Origin of the sequence: Micrococcus porci (assembly GCF_020097155.1) — a bacterium.
Taxonomy (GTDB): domain Bacteria; phylum Actinomycetota; class Actinomycetes; order Actinomycetales; family Micrococcaceae; genus Micrococcus; species Micrococcus porci.
The window spans coordinates 1,645,170-1,666,919 of the sequence record NZ_CP083691.1 but is presented as its reverse complement, the minus strand read 5'-3'; the positions used below and the strand labels follow the sequence as shown (position 1 = coordinate 1,666,919).

At 75.3% G+C, this 21,750-nt stretch carries 17 protein-coding genes; 5 read left to right on the top strand and 12 right to left on the bottom strand.

Going from position 1 to position 21,750, the window contains the following annotated elements:
- Positions 1 to 12 precede the first annotated feature (12 nt).
- The 3 genes from KW076_RS07880 to hrcA are packed head-to-tail and all read right to left on the bottom strand — an operon-like array spanning position 13 to position 2,943.
- On the bottom strand, positions 13 to 765 hold the full coding sequence (locus KW076_RS07880; protein ID WP_224354826.1) for a 16S rRNA (uracil(1498)-N(3))-methyltransferase: 753 nt from the start codon (positions 763 to 765) through the stop codon (positions 13 to 15).
- Positions 762 to 1,904 carry a molecular chaperone DnaJ gene (dnaJ, locus tag KW076_RS07875; RefSeq protein WP_224354825.1) on the bottom strand — a complete coding sequence of 381 codons (1,143 nt, stop codon included), beginning with the start codon at positions 1,902 to 1,904 and terminating at the stop codon, positions 762 to 764. Before dnaJ ends, KW076_RS07880 begins: the two co-directional genes overlap by 4 nt.
- Positions 1,905 to 1,929: 25 nt before the next feature.
- Entirely contained in the window at positions 1,930 to 2,943 is a 1,014-nt protein-coding gene (gene hrcA, locus KW076_RS07870; protein ID WP_224354824.1) for a heat-inducible transcriptional repressor HrcA, read from the bottom strand.
- 161 nt (positions 2,944 to 3,104) lie between these two features.
- On the opposite strand from hrcA, the gene KW076_RS07865 reads away from it, so the two are divergent.
- On the top strand, positions 3,105 to 3,962 hold the full coding sequence (locus tag KW076_RS07865; protein ID WP_224354823.1) for a DUF3097 family protein: 858 nt from the start codon (positions 3,105 to 3,107) through the stop codon (positions 3,960 to 3,962).
- A gap of 115 nt (positions 3,963 to 4,077) precedes the next feature.
- Entirely contained in the window at positions 4,078 to 4,533 is a 456-nt protein-coding gene (locus KW076_RS07860; protein WP_224354822.1) for a DUF4870 domain-containing protein, read from the top strand.
- Between the two features lie 22 nt (positions 4,534 to 4,555).
- On the opposite strand, the gene hemW is transcribed toward KW076_RS07860, so the two are convergent.
- Both hemW and lepA read right to left on the bottom strand, forming a co-directional pair.
- Complete coding sequence (gene hemW / locus KW076_RS07855) at positions 4,556 to 5,833, bottom strand: radical SAM family heme chaperone HemW (protein WP_224354821.1); 1,278 nt, start codon at positions 5,831 to 5,833, stop codon at positions 4,556 to 4,558.
- Positions 5,834 to 7,684 carry a translation elongation factor 4 gene (gene lepA / locus KW076_RS07850; RefSeq protein WP_224356811.1) on the bottom strand — a complete coding sequence of 617 codons (1,851 nt, stop codon included), beginning with the start codon at positions 7,682 to 7,684 and terminating at the stop codon, positions 5,834 to 5,836.
- Between the two features lie 118 nt (positions 7,685 to 7,802).
- Here lepA and KW076_RS07845 point away from each other — a divergent pair, with 118 nt between their 5' ends.
- Positions 7,803 to 8,402 (top strand): type II toxin-antitoxin system PemK/MazF family toxin, encoded by a 600-nt coding sequence (locus KW076_RS07845; RefSeq protein ID WP_224354820.1) that lies wholly within the window; start codon positions 7,803 to 7,805, stop codon positions 8,400 to 8,402.
- Between the two features lie 221 nt (positions 8,403 to 8,623).
- Positions 8,624 to 8,890, top strand: coding sequence for a 30S ribosomal protein S20 (gene rpsT / locus KW076_RS07840; protein ID WP_224354819.1), 267 nt, complete (start codon positions 8,624 to 8,626; stop codon positions 8,888 to 8,890).
- Between the two features lie 97 nt (positions 8,891 to 8,987).
- Here rpsT and holA read toward each other — a convergent pair whose 3' ends face one another.
- From holA to KW076_RS07810, 6 genes are all read right to left on the bottom strand, one after another.
- The gene (holA, locus tag KW076_RS07835; protein WP_224354818.1) at positions 8,988 to 10,010 is read right to left on the bottom strand and encodes a DNA polymerase III subunit delta; all 1,023 of its coding nucleotides are present in this window, start codon (positions 10,008 to 10,010) and stop codon (positions 8,988 to 8,990) included.
- Between the two features lie 9 nt (positions 10,011 to 10,019).
- Entirely contained in the window at positions 10,020 to 12,344 is a 2,325-nt protein-coding gene (locus KW076_RS07830; RefSeq protein ID WP_224354817.1) for a ComEC/Rec2 family competence protein, read from the bottom strand.
- 163 nt (positions 12,345 to 12,507) lie between these two features.
- Complete coding sequence (locus KW076_RS07825) at positions 12,508 to 13,305, bottom strand: ComEA family DNA-binding protein (protein ID WP_224354816.1); 798 nt, start codon at positions 13,303 to 13,305, stop codon at positions 12,508 to 12,510.
- Between the two features lie 70 nt (positions 13,306 to 13,375).
- On the bottom strand, positions 13,376 to 14,365 hold the full coding sequence (locus tag KW076_RS07820; protein ID WP_224354815.1) for a DegV family protein: 990 nt from the start codon (positions 14,363 to 14,365) through the stop codon (positions 13,376 to 13,378).
- Between the two features lie 80 nt (positions 14,366 to 14,445).
- Complete coding sequence (gene leuS / locus KW076_RS07815; protein WP_224354814.1) at positions 14,446 to 16,950, bottom strand: leucine--tRNA ligase; 2,505 nt, start codon at positions 16,948 to 16,950, stop codon at positions 14,446 to 14,448.
- A gap of 172 nt (positions 16,951 to 17,122) precedes the next feature.
- Positions 17,123 to 18,460, bottom strand: coding sequence for a YkvI family membrane protein (locus tag KW076_RS07810; RefSeq protein ID WP_224354813.1), 1,338 nt, complete (start codon positions 18,458 to 18,460; stop codon positions 17,123 to 17,125).
- A gap of 150 nt (positions 18,461 to 18,610) precedes the next feature.
- Between KW076_RS07810 and KW076_RS07805 the strand changes: the two genes are divergently transcribed.
- Positions 18,611 to 19,660, top strand: coding sequence for an alpha/beta fold hydrolase (locus KW076_RS07805; protein WP_224354812.1), 1,050 nt, complete (start codon positions 18,611 to 18,613; stop codon positions 19,658 to 19,660).
- Between the two features lie 28 nt (positions 19,661 to 19,688).
- Here the strand turns inward: KW076_RS07805 and KW076_RS07800 are convergent, their stop codons facing one another.
- Positions 19,689 to 21,740 carry a primosomal protein N' family DNA-binding protein gene (locus KW076_RS07800; protein WP_224354811.1) on the bottom strand — a complete coding sequence of 684 codons (2,052 nt, stop codon included), beginning with the start codon at positions 21,738 to 21,740 and terminating at the stop codon, positions 19,689 to 19,691.
- Positions 21,741 to 21,750: the final 10 nt, after the last annotated feature.

Here is a 21,750-nt window from a genome sequence, read left to right as displayed (position 1 = left end):
TAGTCGGCGCGCTCACCAGCGGCCGAGGCGGTGCTGGAGCACGGCCAGGGCGGCCGGGCCCGCCGTGGAGGCGCGCAGCACGTGGGGGCCGAGCCGCACCGGCACGGCGCCGGCCGCGGTGCACGCGTCCAGCTCCGCGGGGCTCACCCCGCCCTCCGGGCCGACGACGAGCGCCACCTCCGCGGCCGCCTCCAGGTCCGCGTCCGGGAGACCGCCGAGGCCCAGGTCCGCGTCCTCGTGGAGCACCAGGAGCAGCCGGTCCGGGCCGGCCAGCGCGGCGACCGCCGTGCCCGAGACGACGGGCCGGACCTCCGGGACGCGCGCGCGCCGGGCCTGCTTGGCGGCGGCGCGGACGGTGTCCTCCCACTTCTGGTGGGCCTTGGCGGCCTTCGCCCCCTTCCAGCGCACGATCGAGCGCTCCGCCTCCCAGGGCACCACCGCGTCCACGCCGAGCTCCGTGGAGGCCTGGACCGCCATCAGGTCGCGGTCCCCCTTGGCGAGCGCCTGGACGAGCACCAGCGCGGGGCGGGGGGCGGCGTCGTGCTCCAGCGACTCCACGCGGACCGTGACCGCCGACGGCGCGGCGTCGACGACGACGCACGAGGCCCGGGCGCCGGAGCCGTCCGCCACGAGCACGGACTCCCCCGCTCCGAGGCGCATCGAGGCCGCGGCGTGCCGGGCCTCCGCGCCGGTGAAGGCCACCTCCGCGCCGGGGGCGACGCCGGCGAGCGCACCGGCGTCGAGGAGGAAGAGCGGCGCGGTCACAGGTTCTTCAGGTTCTCGCGCAGCCGGGCGAACATGCCCTTGGACTGCGGCGGGGCGCCGTGGACGACCTCCTCGCCGCGCAGGCCGGCCAGCTGCTCCAGCAGGGCGCGCTGCTCGTCGGTGACGTCCGTGGGCGTGGTGACGACGACGTCCACCTTGAGGTCGCCGCGCCCCGCGCCGCGCAGTCGGCCGACACCGAGGCCGCGCAGGGTCTCCACGTGGCCCGACTGGGTGCCCGGCTCGATGTCGACCTCCTGGGGGCCGTCGAGGGTCTCCAGGGTCACCGAGGTGCCGAGCGCGGCCGCGGCCATGGGCACGGTGACCGTGGTGGCCAGGTGGTCGCCCTCGCGGCGGAACACCTCGTCCGGGCGCACCTGGACCTCCACGTACAGGTCGCCGTTCGGGCCGCCGCCGGGGCCCGCCTCGCCGCGGCCGGCGAGATGGATGCGGGTGCCGTCGTCCACGCCGGCGGGGATGCGGATGGTGAGGGGCTGCTGCACGCGCACGCGGCCCTGGCCGGAGCACTCCGTGCAGGGGTGCGGGATGACGGTGCCGAAGCCGCGGCAGACCGGGCAGGTCTCCGCCGCCATGATGGTGCCCAGCATGGAGCGCACCGGGCGCTGGGTCATGCCCTGGCCCTGGCACGTCGAGCAGGTCTCCGGGTGGGTCCCCGGCTCGCAGCAGGTGCCGGAGCACCGCTCGCAGGTGACGGCCGTGTCCAGCTGGAGGGTGGCCTCGCCGCCGAACACCGCGTCCCGCAGCTCGATCCGCGCCGTGACGAGCGCGTCCTGGCCACGCCGGGCGCGGGGCATGGGGCCGCGCCCGCCGCCGGGGGTGCCCGCCGCGTTCATGAAGGTCTCGAAGATGTCCGCGAACCCGCCGAAGCCCGCGCCGCCGAACCCTCCGCCCCCGAAGCCTCCGGCGGTGCCGTTCTCGTTGCCGGTCTGGTCGTAGACGCGGCGCTTGTCCTCGTCGGAGAGCACCTCGTAGGCGTGGGAGATGCGCTTGAACTCCTCCGCGGCCTCCTCCGAGGGGTTCACGTCCGGGTGGTGCTGACGCGCGAGCTTGCGGTACGCACGCTTGATCTCCTCTGCGGACGCGTCGCGGCTGACGCCGAGCGTGGCGTAGTGGTCGGCCATGGGTCTTCCTCCGGTGGGGTCAGGTTCAGGTGGTCAGGATGCGGGACAGGTACCGGGCGATCGCGCGCACGGCGGCCATGGTCCCGGGGTAGTCCATGCGGGTGGGCCCGATGACGCCGACCTTGGCGACGGCGCCCGGGCCGTAGGCGGCGGCGACGACGGACGTGTCCGCCAGCGACGCCCCGTTCTCGGCGCCGATCCGGACGGAGACGCCGTGGGCGTCCTGCCCCATCTCGGTGAGCAGGCGCAGCAGCACGACCTGCTCCTCCAGCGCCTCGAGGATGGGGCCGATGGACGAGTGGAAGTCGTCCGTGCTGCGCGCCAGGTTGGCGGTGCCGGCGAGCACGATGCGGTCCTGCCGCTCGGCCTCGAGCAGACCGCGAACCGCCCCGACGACGTCGACCGCGGCCGCGCGTCGGGCCGGGGGCAGCCCCTCGAGCGGGGTGTCCAGGACGGCCGCCGCCTGCGCCGGTCCCAGGCCCTCGATGACGGGCAGCAGGACCGCGCGCAGGGCCGCGAGGTCCTCGTCCTGCACCGGCCGGGCCAGTGCCACCGTGCGCTGCTCGATCCGCCCCGTGGAGAGGATCAGCACCACGAGGACGCGCTCGGGGGTGAGCGCGACCAGGTCCAGATGGCGGACCGTGGAGCCGTCCTCGTGGGGGAACTGGACCACGGCCACCTGTCGGGTGAGCTGGGCGAGGAGCCGGACGGTGGCCTCCATCATGGACTCGGTGTCCGCCTCGGAGTCCAGCAGGGTGCGCACGGCGCGGCGCTCGGCCGCGGAGAGCGGCTTGACCTCGGAGATGCGGTCCACGAAGACCCGGTAGCCCTTGTCCGTGGGGACGCGTCCGGCGGAGGTGTGCGGGGCCACGATCAGCCCCTCCTCCTCGAGGGCCGCCATGTCGTTGCGCACCGTGGCGGAGGAGACGCCCAGGGCGTGGCGCTCGACGAGCGCCTTGGAGCCCACCGGCTCGCGCAGGGACACGTAGTCCTCCACGATCGCCTGCAGCACCTGGAGACGGCGGGGCTGCTCGGTCACGGTGCGCTCCTCTCCTCACGACGACGAGCGGGACCCCGGGCCCCGCGCTGGCACTCACCGGCGCCAAGTGCCAATGCTAGCCATCGGCGGGACGCGCCGCCCGGACCGCGCGCCCCGATTCCGCCTCCGGCGGAGCCGGGCACCTCGCTAGGGTGGCCCGCATGGACTGGAGCAGCTGGGGCCCGGGGGCCCACGAGGACCTCGCCCGCCCCGCCGGACGCACCGCCGGGGAGGCGCCCGCCACCCCGGGGACGGTGGTCGAGGACGTGGCCAGCGGATTCGTCGGGGCCGTGGTGCGCGTGGAGCGCTCCGGCGGCACCCACGTGGTCGTCCTCGAGGACCGACGGGGCGTCCGCCGCGGCTTCCCCCTCGGCCCGGGCTTCTGGGTCGACGGCTCCCCCGTCGTGCTCGTGCCCCCGCGGTCGGCCGCCCCGGCGGCCGCCGCCCGCACCGCCTCCGGCTCCCGGCGGGTCGAGGGCGCGCGCGCCCGGACCGCCCGCGCGTCGCGGATCTGGGTGGAGGGCGTGCACGACGCCGAGCTCGTGGAGAAGGTCTGGGGCGAGGACCTGCGCCTCGAGGGGATCGTGGTGGAACCCCTCCACGGCGTCGACGACCTCCCCGGGGCGATCCGCGACTTCGCCCCCGGCCCGGGCCGCCGCCTCGGGATCCTCGTCGACCACCTCGTCGCCGGCTCGAAGGAGGAGCGCCTCGCCGCCGAGGCCATGGCCGTGCCCGGCGCCGCCGGCAACGTCCTGATCCTGGGCCACCCGTACGTGGACGTGTGGCAGGTCATCAAGCCCGCCGTGCTCGGCATCGACGCCTGGCCGGTGGTGCCCCGCGGCCAGGACTGGAAGACCGGCGTCCTCCGCGGCCTCGGCTGGCCCGCGGGCACCAAAGAGGCCACGGGCCTGGGCTGGAAGCGGCTGCTCTCCCACGTGCGGACCTACGCCGATCTCGAGCCCGCCCTGCTGGGCCGGGTGGAGGAGCTGATCGACTTCCTCACCGCCCCGGGGGCCTGACCCGCCGGCCCCGGCGGGGCCGCCACCCCGTCTCCACCCCCTGCGTCTACACTGGGGCAGGCCCCGCCCCGGACGACGCCCGCGGCACCGGGCGGCAGGACGACAGAGGAGCACCGTGGCCACCACCCCCAGCACCACCCCCGCCGGCGAGACCGCGACCCCGCGCCGCGCCGCGGGCGGGAGCGCGGCCCACGAGGCCCCCGCCTGGCTGCGCGACGCCGCCGGCGGCCGCGCGCCCCTCACCGCCAAGCAGGACCGCGATCGCGCAGCCCTGTCCCACCTCAGCCTCGCGTGCGGCCTGCCCGGCCCCCTGGTGATGTGGCTGCTCTACCGGGACCGCGGCCCGTTCACGGCTCAGGAGTCCCGCGAGGCCCTGAACTTCTCCCTCGCGCCCACCCTGCTGATCGTCCTGCTGTTCCTGCTCGGCGGCGTGCCGCTGCTCGGCGGGCTGCTCGCGATCCTCGGCGCCCTGCTGTGGATCGCGCTGGCCCTCTACGGCGTCATGGGCGCCTCCCAGGTGGCGAAGGGCCGGCCCTTCCGGTACCCGTTCAGCCCGCGCCTCCTGCGCTGACCCGTCGGCCGAGCCGGGTCCGTCAGAACCCGGCGAGGTCCCGCACGATCCTGTCGTTCCGCAGCCGCCCCTCCAGCGTCGGCACGATCCGACCCCGCAGGGCCGCCGGGCCCTCCACGAGTCCCTCGCCGATGAGCGCCGCCACGCGTCGGCGCAGCGCCTCCGGCTCCAGGGAGCCCCGCACCTCGGACAGGTCCAGCCCCTCCACGGTGCGCGCGGCGAGCATGATCCGCTCCAGGCGGCGTGCCTCGTCGTCGGGCATCTCCCTCCCCACGGCGGGCGTGACGCCCGTGGCCAGCCGCTGCGCGTACGCGGCCGGGTGCTTGGCGTTCCAGAAGCGCGTGCCGGCGACGTGCGAGTGGGCCCCCGGACCCACGCCCCACCAGTCCTGGTCCTCCCAGTAGGCCACGTTGTGACGGGCCCGGTGGACACCGGCCCCGGCCGGGTCGTGCGCCCAGTTGGAGACCTCGTACCAGCGGTACCCGGCGGCGGAGAGGAGCTCGTCCGCCAGCAGGTACTTGTCCGCCTGGTCGTCCGGGTCCACGTCCGCGACCTCGCCGCGGGCCACCTGCGCGCCGAAGCGCGTGCCCTCCTCCACGATCAGCGAGTATGCGCTGACGTGGTCCGGGGCCATCGCGATCGCGGCCTCCAGGGTGGTGCGCCAGTCCGCCAGGGACTCCCCGGGCGTGCCGTAGATCAGGTCCAGCGACACCTCCATCCCGGACGCGCGCGCCGCGGCGACGGCGGCCGGCACGTTCTCCGGGGCGTGCGTGCGCTCCAGCGTGGCCAGCACGTGGGGCACGGCGGACTGCATGCCCACGGACAGCCGCGTGAACCCGCCCGCGGCCAGCTCCGCGACGTACTCCGGGGTGAGGGTGTCCGGGTTGGCCTCGGTGGTCACCTCCGCGCCCTCGGCCAGGCCGAACCGCTCGCGTGCGTGCGCGAGGATCCGCACGAGGTGCTCGGCGGGGAGGAGCGTGGGCGTGCCCCCTCCGACGAACACCGTGTGCAGGGGACGCGCCGGCACCCGCGAGCGCTCGAGGACGCCCGCCGCGAAGTCCAGCTCCGCGAGTGCCGAGTCCACGTAGTCGCCGCGGCCGGCGCCCGGGCCGAAGGACTCGGCCGTGTACGTGTTGAAGTCGCAGTATCCGCAGCGCACCGTGCAGAACGGCACGTGCACGTACAGGCTGAACGTGCGCGGCTCCCCCGTCGCCGACGCCGCGCGGACCGCCGCCACGGAGGCGGGCGGCAGGGCGCCGTCGTCGGGCACGGGCAGGCCCACGGGCAGGACGGAGGGCACTTACTTCTTCGCGGGCTCGGCGCCGTCCGAGGAGAGCGCCGCGATGAACGCCTCCTGCGGGACCTCCACGCGGCCCACCATCTTCATGCGCTTCTTGCCCTCCTTCTGCTTCTCCAGCAGCTTGCGCTTGCGCGAGATGTCGCCGCCGTAGCACTTGGAGAGCACGTCCTTGCGGATCGCGCGGATGTTCTCGCGCGCGATGATCCGCGAGCCGATGGCCGCCTGGATCGGCACCTCGAACTGCTGGCGCGGGATCAGCTCCTTGAGCTTGCCCGTCATCATCACACCGTAGGAGTAGGCGTTGTCCCGGTGGGTGATCGCGGAGAACGCGTCGACCTGCTCGCCCTGGAGCAGGATGTCCACCTTCACGAGGTCGGCCACCTGGTCGCCGTCCGCCTTCCAGTCCAGGGAGGCGTAGCCCTTGGTGCGGGACTTGAGCTGGTCGAAGAAGTCGAAGACGATCTCCGCGAGCGGGATCCAGTAGCGGATCTCCACGCGCTCCTCGGAGAGGTAGTCCATGCCCTTGAGGTGGCCGCGCTTCGTCTGGCACAGCTCCATGACGGCGCCGATGTACTCCGCGGGCACGATCACGGTGGCGGAGGCCATGGGCTCCTTCACCTCGAGCACCTTGCCCTCGGGGAACTCGGACGGGTTGGTCACGGTGACCACCGTCTTGTCCTCGCGCTTCACCTCGTAGACCACGTTGGGCGCGGTGGAGATGAGGTCGAGGTCGAACTCGCGCTCCAGGCGCTCGCGCACGATCTCGAGGTGCAGCAGGCCCAGGAAGCCCACGCGGAAGCCGAAGCCCAGCGCCACCGAGGTCTCCGGCTCGTAGACGAGCGCGGCGTCGTTGAGCTTGAGCTTGTCCAGGGCGTCCCGCAGGTTCGGGTAGTCCGACCCGTCGATCGGGTACAGGCCGGAGAACACCATGGGCTTGGGGTCCTCGTAGCCGCCGATCTGCTCGGTGGCCGGGCGCGAGCTGTTGGTGACGGTGTCGCCCACCTTGGACTGGCGCACGTCCTTCACACCGGTGATGAGGTAGCCCACCTCGCCCACGGACAGGCCCTTGGTGGGCATCGGCTCGGGTGAGGACACGCCGATCTCCAGCAGCTCGTGCGTGGCACCGGTGGACATCATGCGGATCTTCTCGCGCGGCGAGAGCATGCCGTCCACCACGCGCACGTAGGTGACGACGCCGCGGTAGGTGTCGTACACCGAGTCGAAGATCATGGCGCGGGCCGGGGCGTCGGCCACGCCCTGCGGGGCGGGCAGGCGCTCGACGACGCGGTCCAGCAGCGCCTCGACGCCCTGGCCGGTCTTGCCGGAGACGCGCAGCACGTCGTCGGGCTCGCAGCCGATCAGCGTGGCGAGCTCCGCCGCGTAGCGGTCCGGGTCCGCGGCGGGCAGGTCGATCTTGTTGAGCACGGGGATGATCTCGAGCTCGTTCTCCATGGCCAGGTACAGGTTGGCCAGGGTCTGCGCTTCGATGCCCTGCGCGGCGTCCACGAGGAGGATCGCGCCCTCGCACGCGGCGAGGGACCGGGAGACCTCGTACGTGAAGTCCACGTGGCCGGGGGTGTCGATCATGTTCAGGGCGTAGTTGACCCCGTCCACCTCCCACGGCATGCGCACGGCCTGGGACTTGATGGTGATGCCCCGCTCGCGCTCGATGTCCATGCGATCCAGGTACTGGGCCTTCATCTCGCGCGGCTGGACGACGCCGGTCGCCTGGAGCATGCGGTCGGCCAGGGTCGACTTGCCGTGGTCGATGTGGGCGATGATGCAGAAGTTGCGGATCACCGCGGGATCGGTGGCGGCGGGGACCGGGGGCTTGGACGCCAGGGGCGACACGGGCACATCCTTGATCGGCTCGGGGGCTTCGGACACTGACCGCCCATTCTTCCATGCGCCCGTCGGCCGAGGCGCCGGGGAGCCGCCCGCGCGCGGCGGGGGGCGATAGATTCGGGCCATGGCCTTCGACTTCCAGCGCGCCCTCACCCTCGGCCGGACCGCCCTGCGGCTCGTGGAGCAGGTGCGCTCCATGTCCGGCGCCGGCACGACTCGCGGCGCCGCCCCCTCCTCCCCTGCCTCGCGCGCCGGCCGCCGGCGTCGGGCGGACGCCGAGGAGACGCGCGGGGCGCGCTCCGGAGGCGCCGGCTCCGACCATGCTCTGCTGCCGGACTTCACCGGCCGGGCCCGCGTCGAGTACGCCCCGGTTCCGGGGGCGACGCCCGACCCCGGCGAGGTCGTCTGGACGTGGGTGCCGTTCGAGGAGATGGACGGTCGCGGAAAAGACCGCCCCGTGCTCCTGGTCGGCCGGGACGGCGACCTCCTGCTCGCCCTGATGCTCACGAGCAAGGACCACACCAACGCCGCCCGTCGCGACGCCGACTACGTCGACGTGGGCACCGGACCCTGGGACCGGGGCGGACGCGCCTCGGAGGCCAAGCTGGACCGCATCCTCCGCGTCGACCCGGCCGCCGTGCGTCGGGAGGGCGGGGTCCTGGAGCGCTCGCGGTTCGACGCCGTGGCCGAGGCACTGGCCCGCGCCCAGGGCTGGGACCGCTGACGCCGCCCGACCGCGCCACGCCGGGCCGCCCCGGGATCAGGATGCGGCGGGCCGGATGGTAGGCTCTCCTGCATTGTGTCCGCCGGTCGACGGGCACCCCCGGGACGGTCGCACCATCGGTGTTCCCCACGCCGCTCAGTCATCGGACCCGGGCACCCTCCACGACCCCCTGTACATCCGCGCCGGCGGGACCGCCGAGCGCAGCAGACGAAGGACCCGATTTGGCTAACATCAAGTCCCAGAAGAAGCGCATCCTCACCAACGAGAAGGCGCGCCAGCGCAACATCGCGGTGAAGTCCGAGCTGAAGACGGCCATCCGCGCCGTGGACAAGGCCGTCGCGGCCGGCGAGCAGGACGCCGCCGTCGAGGCGCTGCGCACCGCCTCCCGCAAGCTGGACAAGGCCGCCTCCAAGGGCGTCATCCACAAGAACCAGGCCGCGAACCGCAAGTCCGGCATCGCCGCCCGCGTGAAGGCCCTCCTCGGCTGATCCACGCACGCCGTGCGCGACGGCCCCCGACCTCACCGGTCGGGGGCCGTCGTCGTCCAGGGGGGTCACCACGGGGCCCGGGGCGTCCGGGCACGGCTCAGCGGGAGACCGCGGTGGCGACCCGGATGACGGCACGCTCCACGGCGAAATCCGCGTCCCGCGCGGCGCCCTTGACCTCGGCGTCGGCCTGGGCGATCCACTCCACCGCCCGGGCGATCCCCGCCGGCGTCCAGTGACGGGCCGCCTGCTGGATGAACCGCACCTGGAAGGGCGCCACCCCGAGGATCGACGCCAGCTCGCCCTGACCGGCCCGCGCGTCGATGATGCGGGCCACCTGCCGCGCCTTCACGGCCAGCGCGGAGGTGATCATCACCGGGTGCACCCCGGTGGCCAGGGCGTGCCGGGTGAGGGAGACGGCCCGCGCCGCGTGACCTTCCAGCGTCGCGTCCGCGACGGCGAAGCTGGTCGCCTCCACACGCCCGCCGTAGTACGTCTCCACGGTCTGCGGGGTGACGGTCCCCTCGACGTCCTCGATCAGCTGGCGGCAGGCCGAGGCCAGGTCCGTGAGGGAGGCGCCCGTGGCGCGGACCAGGGCGCGCGCGGCGTCCTCGTCGATCCGGCGGCGGGCCTCGCGGAACTCCGCCTGGACCAGGGCGAGCCGGTCCTCGTCCTTCTTCAGGGCGGGGCACTCCACGACGACGCCGGCCGCGGCGACGGCGTCGATCAGCCTCTTGCCGCGGCTGCCGCCGGTGTGCCGGAGCAGCACGGTGACGTCGTCCGCACCGGGGCCCTGGGCGACGAGGCGCAGGGCGTCCTCGAGGAAGGCGTCGTTCATGGACTCCAGCCCGTCCACGCGGATGAGCGTGGGCTCGGCGAACAGCGACGGGCTCGCGGCGAGCGCGAGCTGGCCGGCCTGGTAGTCGGACGCCCGCAGCCGGTGGGTCTCCAGTGAGCCGTGACGCGCCTGCAGCGTCGCGACCACGCGGTCGGCGACCCAGCGGGCCGCATACTCCTCCGGGCCGCGCAGCAGCATCAGCGGCGCGGGCTCGGCCCGGCGCCAGGCCAACGGGTCGACGCCGCGGGCGCCTCGGGCGGAACGGGTGCTGCGTGCGGCGGACATGCCCCCATCCTAGGTCGGGGGCCGGACGGTGTACGGGGTGAGCCGGGCGTCCGGTCCGGGGACGAGCGCCACGGTGCCGTGCCGGTCGGTCCGGAGCACGGGCCCCAGCTCCTCGAGCCCGGCGACCGTGGCCGCCGCCGGATGCCCGTAGGTGTTGTCCGCCCCGACGGAGATGGCCTGGAGGCGGGCCCGCACGCGGCGGGGGACGTCCAGGCCGCCGTTGCGGGCGCCGTGGTGGGCGACCTTGAGCAGGTCGACCCGCGGAGGCGGCGCCGCGTCCGACCGCGTCCCGGCGGCCCAGGCGGCGGAGGCCTCCTGCTCCATGTCCCCGGTGACGAGGGTGGTGACGGGACCGGCCGGCGTCGTCACCGTGACGAGCAGCTGGGCGGAGGAGTCGTTCTGCTCGGCGGCGCGCGGGTCGGCCAGCAGGACCCGCCAGGCGACGTCGCCGGCACGGCCCTCGTCGCCTGTCGTCAGGGGCGCGGAGCCCGCGGGCGCGTCCAGTCCGGGCTCCTCCCCTCCTCCTCCCCCGGAGCCGGACCACGCCCCGTGGCGCACAGCCGCGGCCGCGCGGGGCCCGGACAGCCCGGGAGCGCCGGCGGCGTGGTCGGCATGGAGGTGGGTCAGCAGCAGGGCGTCGACGCGCTCGATGCGGAGGTCGTCCAGGCAGCGGGAGGCCGCCGCGGGGTCCGGGCCGGCGTCCGCGACCACGGCCGAGCCCGGCCCGGAGCGGAAGACGGTCATGTCCCCCTGGCCGACGTCGCAGACGGCCACCGCCCACCCCTCCGGCACGGTGCCGGGCGGGCGCGGGACGAGCACGGCGGCCGCCGCCCCCGTCGCGGAGGCGGCCAGCACGGCGGCGAGCACGACGCCGGCGGGGACCCTCACGCGGGCGTCCCGGGCGGACCGCCCCACCCGCCGGACGGGGGCCGTCGGCCGGCGCTCGAGGACGAGGACGGCGTGGAACCCCGCCAGCGTGGCGGCGGTCAGCAGCGCCCCCAGCGCGACGCCGAGCGCGCCCTCCGGCCAGGGCCGCACCGCACCCGGCGCCGCGGAGGCCGCCGTGGCCGTCACACCGATCCACGCGGCCGGCCACTGGACGGTCCACAGCAGCGGGGCGGCCGCCCACGGTGCGGGCACGACGAGGGCGGCGGCGAGCGTTCCCAGGACCGTCACCGGCGCCACGGCCGGCGCGGCCATGAGGTTGGCGGGCACCGCCCAGAGGCTCACCGTTCCCGTCATGACCAGCAGGATCGGCTGGCAGGCCAGGTGCGCGGCGAGGGTGACCGCGAGCGACGAGGACAGCCCGCGCGCCGCCAGGTCCGGCAGGACGCGGCCCAGTCGGCCGTGCAGCCACCGGTCCACGGGCGCGGCGACCAGGACGATGCCCGCCGTCGCGGCCAGGGAGAGGTGGAACGCGATCTCCCCCGCCAGGTCCGGGACGGAGACCAGCAGCAGGGTGCCGCCGGCGCAGAGCAGCCCGAAGGCCTGGCGGCCGCGGCCCAGGAACACCGCCAGCGCTCCGAGGGCTCCCATCACCGCCGCCCGCAGGACGGACGGCTCCGGCCCCACCACCAGGACGAACACCCCCAGGACGGCGAGCCCCGCGCCCAGGACGACGCCACGCGGGCAGCGCAGGGATCGCAGGACCAGGGCGACCGTCCCGAGGAGCAGGGCGCAGTTCGCCCCGGAGACCGCCGAGAGGTGCGACAGCCCGGCGTCCTTCATGGCCTGGTCCGTCTGCTCCGACTGCGCCGTGCGGTCCCCGAGGACGAGCCCGGGCACCAGTTCCGGGGCCAGGCCGACGCCGTCCGCCGCCGCCTCCCGGAATCGGGCGCGCAGCACGTCCCGGCCGGTGGGGCCGGAGGAGGCGGCCGTTGAGCCTTCCCCGCAGCCGTCCGACTCGGGAGCGGCCCGTGCCGCGAGGAACAGGGCGCCGTCCGCCGGCCTCGGCTCGGCGACGACGCACAGCACCTCCGCGCCGTTCGCGGCGGCGTCGAGGCTCCCCGTTCCGGTGAGTGTGGCCTCCGCGGGAGGCGTGAGGGGTCGCAGCGGGTGCCCGAACCGCTGCACCGTCACCGGACGGGTCCACGAGGGGCCGAAGCGGGAGTCCCCGGCGGTCGCCGGGCCCTGGGCAGTGACCTCGAGGCGGACGGGCCCGCCGGTATCGACGGTCTCGATCCATCCGACCTGCTCGCGTCCTGATCGTTCGACAGCGATGTGCTGGACGAGCACGGCTCCACAGAGTCCGGCCAGCACGACGGCGGTCGCGGCGCCCGTGCGGACGCGGGACGAGCCGGTGCGCCGAATCCGGAGGCGCAGGGTCAGCGTCACCGCCGCCAGGGCGGCGCACCCGAGCGACACTGCGGCCGCTGTCGACGCCGGCCAGGTGGGAGCCGCCTGACCCAGCACGAGGCAGAGCAGCAGCGCTGGAACCCACCGGGCGTCGACCGGTCCGGCGGGCCTCACACCGCACCACGAGGGCGTCGCTCCCGCCTCACCACGTGACGTGGTCCTTGAGCCGGTCGAGAGTGGCCGGGCCGATGCCGGGGACCGCGTCGAGGTCCTGCAGCCCGCTGAAGGGTCCGACCGATTCCCGCTGGGCGATGATCTTCTCGGCCGTGGCCGGGCCGACTCCGGGCAGGGTCTGCAGGGCGGCGAGGTCGGCCGTGTTCAAGTCCACCGTGGCCGGCCCGCCTCCGGAGCCGTCCGCCGCACTCGCGCCCGACCCGGTGCGCGGCGTCGGACCGCCGTCCGGAGCCTCACCCGCCACGGCCGCAGGCTCGACGGCGGTCTGCGCGTCCGGCACCACGACCTGCTGACCGTCCACGACGGGTGCGGCGAGGTTGATCCGGTCGGTGCGGGCGAGTTCGCGGGCGCCGCCCGCGGCGGCGACGGCGTCGGCCACCCGGGCCCCCGCGGGCAGCTCGACGACGCCCGGGCGTCGCACCTGGCCGACGACGTGCACCCGGACGCGTCCCGAGGGGTTCGCGGCCGCGGCGGACCGCCCGCCGCCGTCCTGGCCCTCGGGGGTCGCCGCCGTCGCCCTGAGGGGAGCGGCGCTTGCCTCGTGGGCCGCGGACCCCGCGGCCGAGGCCGATCCCACCGCGCCCGCGGGCACGGCGTCGGGCGGGGCCGGCGCCGTCAGCCAGGCCACCAGCCACCAGGTCAGCCCGAGGATCGCGACGAGCGTCAGTCCGGCACCGGCGGTGCGCCACCGCAGCAGGGGGCCGCGGGGCGGCGGGTCCTCCCAGTCCGGCTCGTCGACGGCGGGGGTCAGGGTCTTCGTGTCCATGCGCCCAGCCTGGCCACCGCGCGGGTGCGCCCACCCGATGCCTCAGGGGTTCGGTGGAGGGATGGAATGGTCAGTTCGCCTGTGCAGGAGAGGACGAGGTCGACGGGACCGGTTCGAGGGGGCTCAGGACGACGGCCAGCGTCCCCAGTCCCAGATGCGCGGCCAGGACCGCCGGCAGCGGGACGACGGGGACAGGCGTGGCGGAGGCGGACTGCAGGCGCTCCGCCAGCGCCGTTGCACCGGCCGGATCCCCGTACTCGTGCACCGCGATCCGCGCGGGGCCACCGGCCGCGCGCTCCCGGGCGAGGTCCACCATGCGCTCCAGGGCGCGGGGGCTCGTCCTCGCGCGGTCCACCAGGTGGACGGATCCGTCCTGGAGGCCCAGGACGGGCCGGACCTGCAGCAGCGCCCCCAGCAGGGACGGCACGGCCCCGATCCGACCTCCGCGGCGCAGCTGCTCCAGGTGGGGCACGGTGAACAGGACCGAGCTCTGGTCCGCGCACGCCTGGGCGATCGCCGCCACCTGGTCCAGGGGCCGTCCGAACCCGGCCTCCACGGCGGCGTCGAGGACGGCGTGCCCCAGCGCCAGGCCGGCGGTCCTCGAGTCGAGGACGACCACGGGGACGGGGGCGTCGGCCGCCGCGAGCCGCGCGGCCTCGACCGTGCCGGACAGCTCCCCGGACAGGTGGACGGACAGGATCCGCGCGCACCCGGCCTGGGCCAGGTCGGCGTAGGCCGCCCGGAACGCCCCCGGGGCGGGGCGCGACGTCCGCACCGGCGTCCCCGCGGCGAGGGCGAGCTGGAGCTCCAAGTCGAGGTCGGCGTCGCCCTCCACGTGGATCTGCTCCCCCACCATCACCGGGAGGGCGACCTGCCGGATCCCGGCGGCGAAGGGGTGGGCGAAGACCTCGACCGGCAGGGCCGCCGCGGAGTCGGTGACGATGCCCGTGCGGTCCCGTCGGGCCGGCTTGAGCCCGTAGCGGGCGCGGCCCACGAGCTGCCCGCGGCGGGCGCGCAGCCGCTCCACCGCGTCCTCGAGCCACTGGGAGGTGCTCGCCATGGCCGGGTCCTCCTCGTCGTCGTCGTCGATGGGAGCGGGCCGGGCCCCGAGGACCCGGCCCGCCCAGTGTGCCGGTGCGGTCAGCGGATGACCAGGTTGACCAGCTTGGGCTCGCGCACGATCACCTTGACGATCTCCGCGTCGCCGATGAACGCCCGGACCTTGGCGGACGCGCGGGCCGCGGCCTCGAGGTCCGCGGCGGAGACGTCCGCCGGCACCTGGAGCTGATCGCGGACCTTGCCCTTGACCTGGACGACGGCGGTCACCGTGTCCTCGACGAGCAGCGACTCGTCCACCGCGGGCCAGCCGGCGCGGACCACGGAGGGCTCGTGGCCGAGCATGGCCCACATGTCCTCGGCCACGTAGGGCGCCACCAGGGACAGCAGGATCGCGACGGCCTCGGCCGCCTCGCGGACGGCGGGGTCGGCGGCGCCGGCGCCGCCGTCGATCTCCTTGCGGGTGGCGTTCACCAGCTCCATGGTCTTGGCCACCACCACGTTGAACTTGTGGTCCTCGACGAGGGCCGCGGCCTCGTGCACGGTGCGGTGGGTGACGCGGCGCAGCGCCGCCGAGCCCTGGGCCGGGTCGCCCGCCGGGGTGCCGGCGGCGCGCACGTCGCGGGCCAGCCGCCAGGCGCGGGCGAGGAACTTTCCGGCCGCGGCCGGGGCGACGTCGGCCCAGTCCACGTCGTCCTCCGGCGGGGAGGCGAACACCATGGTGGTGCGGACGGCGTCGACGCCGAACTCGTCGAGCTGCTGGCCGAGGTCCACGCCGTTGCCCAGCGACTTCGACATGGCCTTGCCGCCGTTGAGCACCTGGCCCTGGTTCAGCAGGGCGCGGAAGGGCTCCGTGAAGGGCACGAGCCCCAGATCGTGGAGGGCCTTGGTGAAGAACCGGGCGTAGAGCAGGTGCAGGATGGCGTGCTCGACGCCGCCCACGTACTGGTCGACGGGCAGCCAGGTCTTCACCAGCTCCGGGTCGAAGACCTGCTGCTCGTCCCACGGGGACGCGTAGCGGAGGAAGTACCAGGACGAGTCCACGAAGGTGTCCATCGTGTCCGAGTCCCGGCGGGCCGGCGCCCCGCACTCGGGGCACGGCACGTTCACCCACTCCTCGGCGGCGGCCAGCGGCGACTGGCCCTTGGGGGCCAGCTGCCCGCCCTTGAGGTCCGTGGGCAGCAGCACCGGCAGCTGGTCCTCGGGGACCAGCACCTCGCCGTGCTCGGGGCAGTGCACCACGGGGATGGGGGTGCCCCAGAAGCGCTGACGGGAGAGCAGCCAGTCGCGCAGGCGGTAGGTGGTGGTGCCGCGGCCGGTGCCGCGCTCCTGGACGATCTCGATGGCACGGGCGATGCCGTCGGCCTTGGACAGGCCGTCGAGCTCGCCCGAGTTCACCAGGGTGCCCTCGCCGGTGGTGGCGACGCCGGAGACCGCCGGGTCCTCCTCACCGGTGTCCACGACGGTGCGCACCGGCAGGTCCATGGCCCGGGCGAAGTCCAGGTCGCGCTGGTCGTGCGCGGGCACGGCCATGATGGCGCCGGTGCCGTAGTCGGCCAGCACGTAGTCGGAGGCCCACATGGGGAGCCGTTCACCGGTGAGCGGGTTGACGGCATGACGGCCCAGGAACACGCCGGTCTTCGGGCGGTCGGTGGCCTGACGCTCGATGTCCGAGGCCTTCTTCAGCTCCTCGCGGTAGGCCTCGAGCGCGGCGCGGTGCTCGTCGTCGACCAGCTCGAGGGCCAGGGGCGCGTCGGCGGCCACCACCATGAAGGTGGCGCCGTGGAGGGTGTCGGGGCGGGTGGTGAAGACGGTGACGGCGGGACCGTCCTCCACCTGGAAGTCCACGTGGGCGCCCTCGGAGCGGCCGATCCAGTTGCGCTGCATGGCCAGCACGCGCTCGGGCCAGTGCCCGGTGAGCTGGTCCATGTCGTCGAGCAGGGCGTCGGCGTACTCGGTGATCCGGAAGTACCACTGGTTCAGCTCGCGCTTGGTGACCTCGGCCCCGCAGCGCTCGCACTTCCCGTCCACGACCTGCTCGTTGGCGAGCACGGTCTGGTCCTGGGGGCACCAGTTGACCGGGGAGTCCTTCCGGTACGCCAGGCCCTTCCTGTACAGCTGCTGGAACAGCCACTGGGTCCAGCGGTAGTACTCGGGGTCCGAGGTGTGCAGCTCGCGCGACCAGTCCACCGCGATGCCGTAGCGCTGGAAGGAGCGCTTCTGGGTCTCGATGTTCGCGTAGGTCCACTCGGCGGGGTGCGCGTTGCGCTTGATGGCGGCGTTCTCCGCGGGGAGGCCGAAGGAGTCCCAGCCGATCGGGTGGAGGACGTCGTAGCCGCGCTGCAGCCAGTACCGGGCCAGGACGTCGCCCATGGCGAAGGCCTCGGCGTGGCCCATGTGGAGGTCGCCGGAGGGGTAGGGGAACATGTCGACCACGGTGCGGGTCGCGGACCCGTCGCCGCGCGGCGTGAAGGTGCCGGCCTGCTCCCAGTACCCGGCCCAGCGCGCCTCGACCTCGCTGAACGCATACTCGGCGTCCTCGGGGACTTGGGGGGTGGCCGGTGCGGCGCTCTCGGGGGTCTGGCTCACGGTGGTTCGTGTCCTCACGCAGTCGGGGTGCTCGGATGCTGGGCGCCCGGCACGATGGCCGGTGCGGCAGGCCCGACCATCCTACGGCGGCGTCCGCCTGGGACCGCCACCACGACGACGGCCCCCCGCACGACGTCGTCGTCCGGGGGGGGGGGCGGTGGGTCGGCGCGGTTCAGCCGCGGGCGGCGGCCGACCCGTCCGCGCCGCCGTGGTCGGCGCCGCCGCGGCCGGCGGTCTCGTCGGCGGCGGGGAGGAGGTCGGGGTCCTCGGCCTCGATGACGGCCACCGCGTCGGCCTCCATCATCTCCGTGACGGTCTCGGTCGGGGCGACGGACTCCTCCGCGGTCTCCTGCAGGATCACGGCGTGCTGCCGCGTGAAGGTCTTCTCCGGGTGCTCGCGCAGGCGCAGCAGCGCGAGGAGGCGCAGGCGCAGGCCCGACTCGGCGGCGATGTCATCGCGGTGGGCGGCCCACCAGACGAGGAGCACGACCGCCAGCACGATGCCCAGATAGCCCAGCGCAGGGTAGACGTAGTTCATGAGGTCGCCGAACCCGAGGAAGCTCACGGCGAAGGCCGCGAGGGTGACGCCGACGAACGCGGGGCGGTAGAGGCCGGGGCGCTCCGCGGTCAGGCGGCGGCCGAGGGCGTAGAACATGCCGATGGCGGTGTTGTAGATCATCAGGTAGATGACCACCACCATCGCCCAGCCGAGTGCCGGGTGGATCGACGCGAAGAGCTGGAGCATGGGCACGTCCGCGGTGCCGAGTTCGGCGTAGCCGAGGTACAGGAGAACGGAGGCCAGCACCAGCAGGACCGTGTACACGACGCCGCCGACCAGGCCGCCGACGAAGGCCTCGCGCGGGCTCGAGGTGGAGCCGCCGATGACGACGCACATGGAGACGGCCATGACCACGACGAGGCCGAAGTAGTTGATCGAGGACAGCCACCACGGGGACACCGGCGTGACGGCCTGCACGGCCAGGGAGTCGTTCACGGTGAAGGGGCCCTCGTGCGTCGCCACGACGTAGGCGAAGCCGGCGACCACCGCGATGATGATCAGCGGCGTGATCATGCCGATGATCGCGGAGACCTTCTCGACGTCGAGCATGCCGGTGACGATGACCATGGCCGTCATCAGCGCGGCGCCCGCCCAGACGGGCCACCCGAGCTGCTGCGCCAGGGTCGAGCCGGCGCCGGCGAGCATGACGAAGCCGATCGCGAACAGCGTCACGGTCACCACGGCGTCGAGGATCCTGGCCATCACAGGGTGCGAGACACTGCGGAACACGACCTTGTGGTCCGCGGCCAGGAAGAGGCTGCCGAGCTGGAGGGCCACGGCGCCGCCCACGGCCACCAGGACGCCGGCGAGCAGCGCGCCCCCGATGCCGACCTCCCCGAATCCGACGAAGTACTGGATGACCTCGGCCCCGGTGGCGAAGCCCGCTCCGACCAGGAGGCCGACGAAGGCGAGGGCGAGCTGGACGGATCTGAGGGCGGCGGACTTCTGCACGCGGGTGCCTTTCGTGGGGTGCGGGGACGATCCACGACGGGCGCGCTCGCCGCGGCGCGGACCCGTCCACGCTAGGCGTACCGGCCGGCAGCGGACAGGATCCCCGGACGTGGAGTCCGTCACGGCGGGGCACCTCACTACGCTGGCCCCATGCCCGCACCCCACGACGCCGACCCGGCCTCCCCCGCCGGGCCCCGCCCGATCCGGCCGTGGCACCGGCTCCGCATCCCGGCACCGACGACGCCCCCCCGCGCCCTGACGGGGCACGACGTGCGCGTCCCCCGTCGGCGGGACGTCGCCGTGCCGGACCCGATCAGCGGCGCGCCCCTCTCGGTCGCGGTGTGGCAGCACGACGCCGCGCCGTCGTCGGGCGCCTCCGTGGCCGGCGCCGCGCGCCCCCACCTGGTGTTCGTGCACGGGTTCCGCGGGGACCACCACGGTCTCCAGCTGCTGGCGGACTGCCTGCCCGAGTTCGGCGTCTCCTCCGTGGAGCTGCCCGGATTCGGTGCCTCCGATCCCTTCCCCGACGCCGAGCACACGGTGGCCCACCACGCGGACGCGCTCGCCGCCGCCGTGGCGGCGCTCGGCCTGGACGCGCCGCCGGTGCTGGTGGCGCACTCCTACGGCACCGTCGTCGCGGCGCACCTCGTGCAACGGGATTCCGGCGCCTGGCCCGCGCTCGCGCTCCTCAACCCCATCGCCGAGCCCGCCCTGGACGCGTCCGGCTCGCGCGCAGACCGGCTGCTGGCCGGCGTCGCGGAGGCGTACTACGAGGCGGCGGCGCGCCTGCCGGAGCGGGTGAGCCGGCTGCTGCTCGGCGCGCCGCCCGTGGTGTGGGTGACCACGCAGGCGATGTCGCGCACGCGGGACAGGGACGTCCTGGCCTACACCCATGACCAACACCGGCGCTTCTTCTCCGGCTTCGCCTCCGCCCGCATGCTCTCCGAGTCCTACCGCGCCTCGAGCACGGGCACCGTCGCGCAGGCGGCGGACCGCCTGGACCTGCCGGTCCTGCTCGTCGCCGGCCGCGAGGATCCCCTGGGCTCCGTCGCGGCGCAGGAGGCGCTCGCCGCGCGGATCGCCGCCGCGGGCGGCGTCCCGGAGCTCCACGTGCTGGACGGCGTCGGACACCTGCTCCACTACGAGCGGCCGGCCGCGTGCGCGCGACTGCTGCGGGAGTGGCTCGCCGCCGGCGCCTGACGCACCCCTGACTCCCGGCCCGGAGGCGTCAGAGCACGCCCGGCGGGTCCAGGCGGACCCGGACGGCGGAGCGCTCGCGGCGCGCGCTGGCGGCGGAGCGGGCCACCCGCAGGGCGTCCACGGTGGCCGCCGACGCCGCCCAGGGGAACAGCAGCAGGGCGCGCGAGCGGGACTCGTCCGCGACGTCCGGCACCGGGCCGATCCACGGCAGGGGTGTCGCGTCCCCGGGCCGGGCCTCCACGTCGAGGTCCAGGGAGGGGTCCGCGTCCGGGCCGACGCGCCGACGCTCGCGCCGCGCCGCCTCCACCAGCGCGAGGTACTCGGCGACGGCGCCCGCCTCCCCCGTGACCTCGGCAAGGCGGCCGGCGGGCGGCAGGTGGAGCTCGCGGCGCTCCGCCAGCAGGTGCCCGGCGAACCCCTGGGGGTCGCGGCGCACGAGGGCGCCGACGGCGGCGTCGTGCTCGGCGGTGACCACCACGGTCCCGCCCTCGGCGGCCGGGCGCACCAGTGAGGCCGCCGCGAGCCAGCGGGTCAGGACGCGCACGGGCACGTCGAGGCCCTCGCGCTGCAGCTGGGCGTCGCCGTCCAGCAGCAGGGCGGCCGCGTAGCCGCCGCGGGCGTGCGGCTCCGCGCCCACGGTGGCCACCACGAGGGCGGGACCCTCCCCGACCTCGCCGAGCCGGTGGTCCGCCGAGGAGGAGTGGACGGGGACCTGGGGGAAGGCACGGCCCAGCTCCTCTGCGGTGCGGTCCACGCCGCGGACCCCGGCGCGCAGGCCGGTGAACCCGCACTCGGCGCAGTGGAAGTCCCGCTCGCGCGTGCCGCACCAGCGGCAGGCCAGCTCGCCCCGCTCGGCGGACCGTCGGTCCCGGAAGGCCAGCGGTCCCGCGCACACGCGGCAGCGGGCGGGGGTGCGGCACCGCCCGCACACGACGGCGGGGATGAATCCCGCGCGGGCCACCTGCACCAGGACCGGGCCGGGCGTCGGCCCCGAGAGCGCCTCCCCCGCGGCGGCCCACGCCGCGTGCGGCAGGCGAGCCCGCCGGGCGAACGGGTCCCGGGCGGACTCCCACGAGTCCGCCGACGCCACGATGCGGGGGCTCGCCGCCCGCTGCGACGCGCGGTCCGCGGAGACCTCCAGGAGCCAGCCGTGCTCCACCAGCCGCTGCACGGGCACGGACCGGGACGGGCCCGCGAACAGGAGCGCGCTGCCGGACTGCCGGGCGCGCTCGAGGGCCACCTCCCGGACGTGGAAGTACGGCGCGCGCGGCTCGGCGTGGGCGTCGTCTCCGTCGTCCCACACCACCACCAGGCGGAGATCCTGCACGGGCGCCCACGCGGCGGCGCGGGTGCCGGCGACCACCCGGGCCAGGCCGGTCAGCGCGCGCAGGTGGGCCCGGTACCTCGGGGTGTTGCCGTCCTCGGAGCCGACCCGCACGAACCCGTCCTCACCCACCTCGCGGGCGAGGGCCGCGCTGAGCCGGTCGAGGTCCCGGTGGTCGGGCACGAGGAGGAGCACTCCCCCGCCGGCACGGGAGACGGCGGTGGCCAGCGCGGCGAGCGCGGAGGACTCGTCCCAGTCCCCCACGCGGCTGGGCACCACGGCGGCCGCCCGGACGGGGTCACCGGCCACGGCGGACGCCACGAACGCCGTGCCCCCCGTGAGCTCCTCCCACACCAGGCGGGCGTGCGGGTCCGCGACGACCCCCTGAACGGGGTGGTCGACCTCCGGGCCGGACGCGAGCTCGGCGAGCACCTCCTTCTCCACGCTCACCACCCGCGGCGGCACGGCGGAGCGCAGGACGTCGGAGACGACGCCGGCCTGACGGGCGGCCACGGCGCGGGCCACGGCCAGGACGTGCTCGGTGAGCGGGGGCACCGCCGTCAGGACGCCGGCCAGCTCGGTGAGCCGGGCGTGGGTGGCCGGCGCGGCGACCCGCTCAACGAGCCAGCCCGTCGTCTCGCGGCCACCGAAGCGGACCGAGACGCGGGAGCCGGGCACCGCCCGCTCGTCGAGGGCGGGCGGGACCAGGTAGTCGAACTCCCGATCCAGGTGGGGAACGGGGCTGTCCAGCAGCACGCGGGCCACC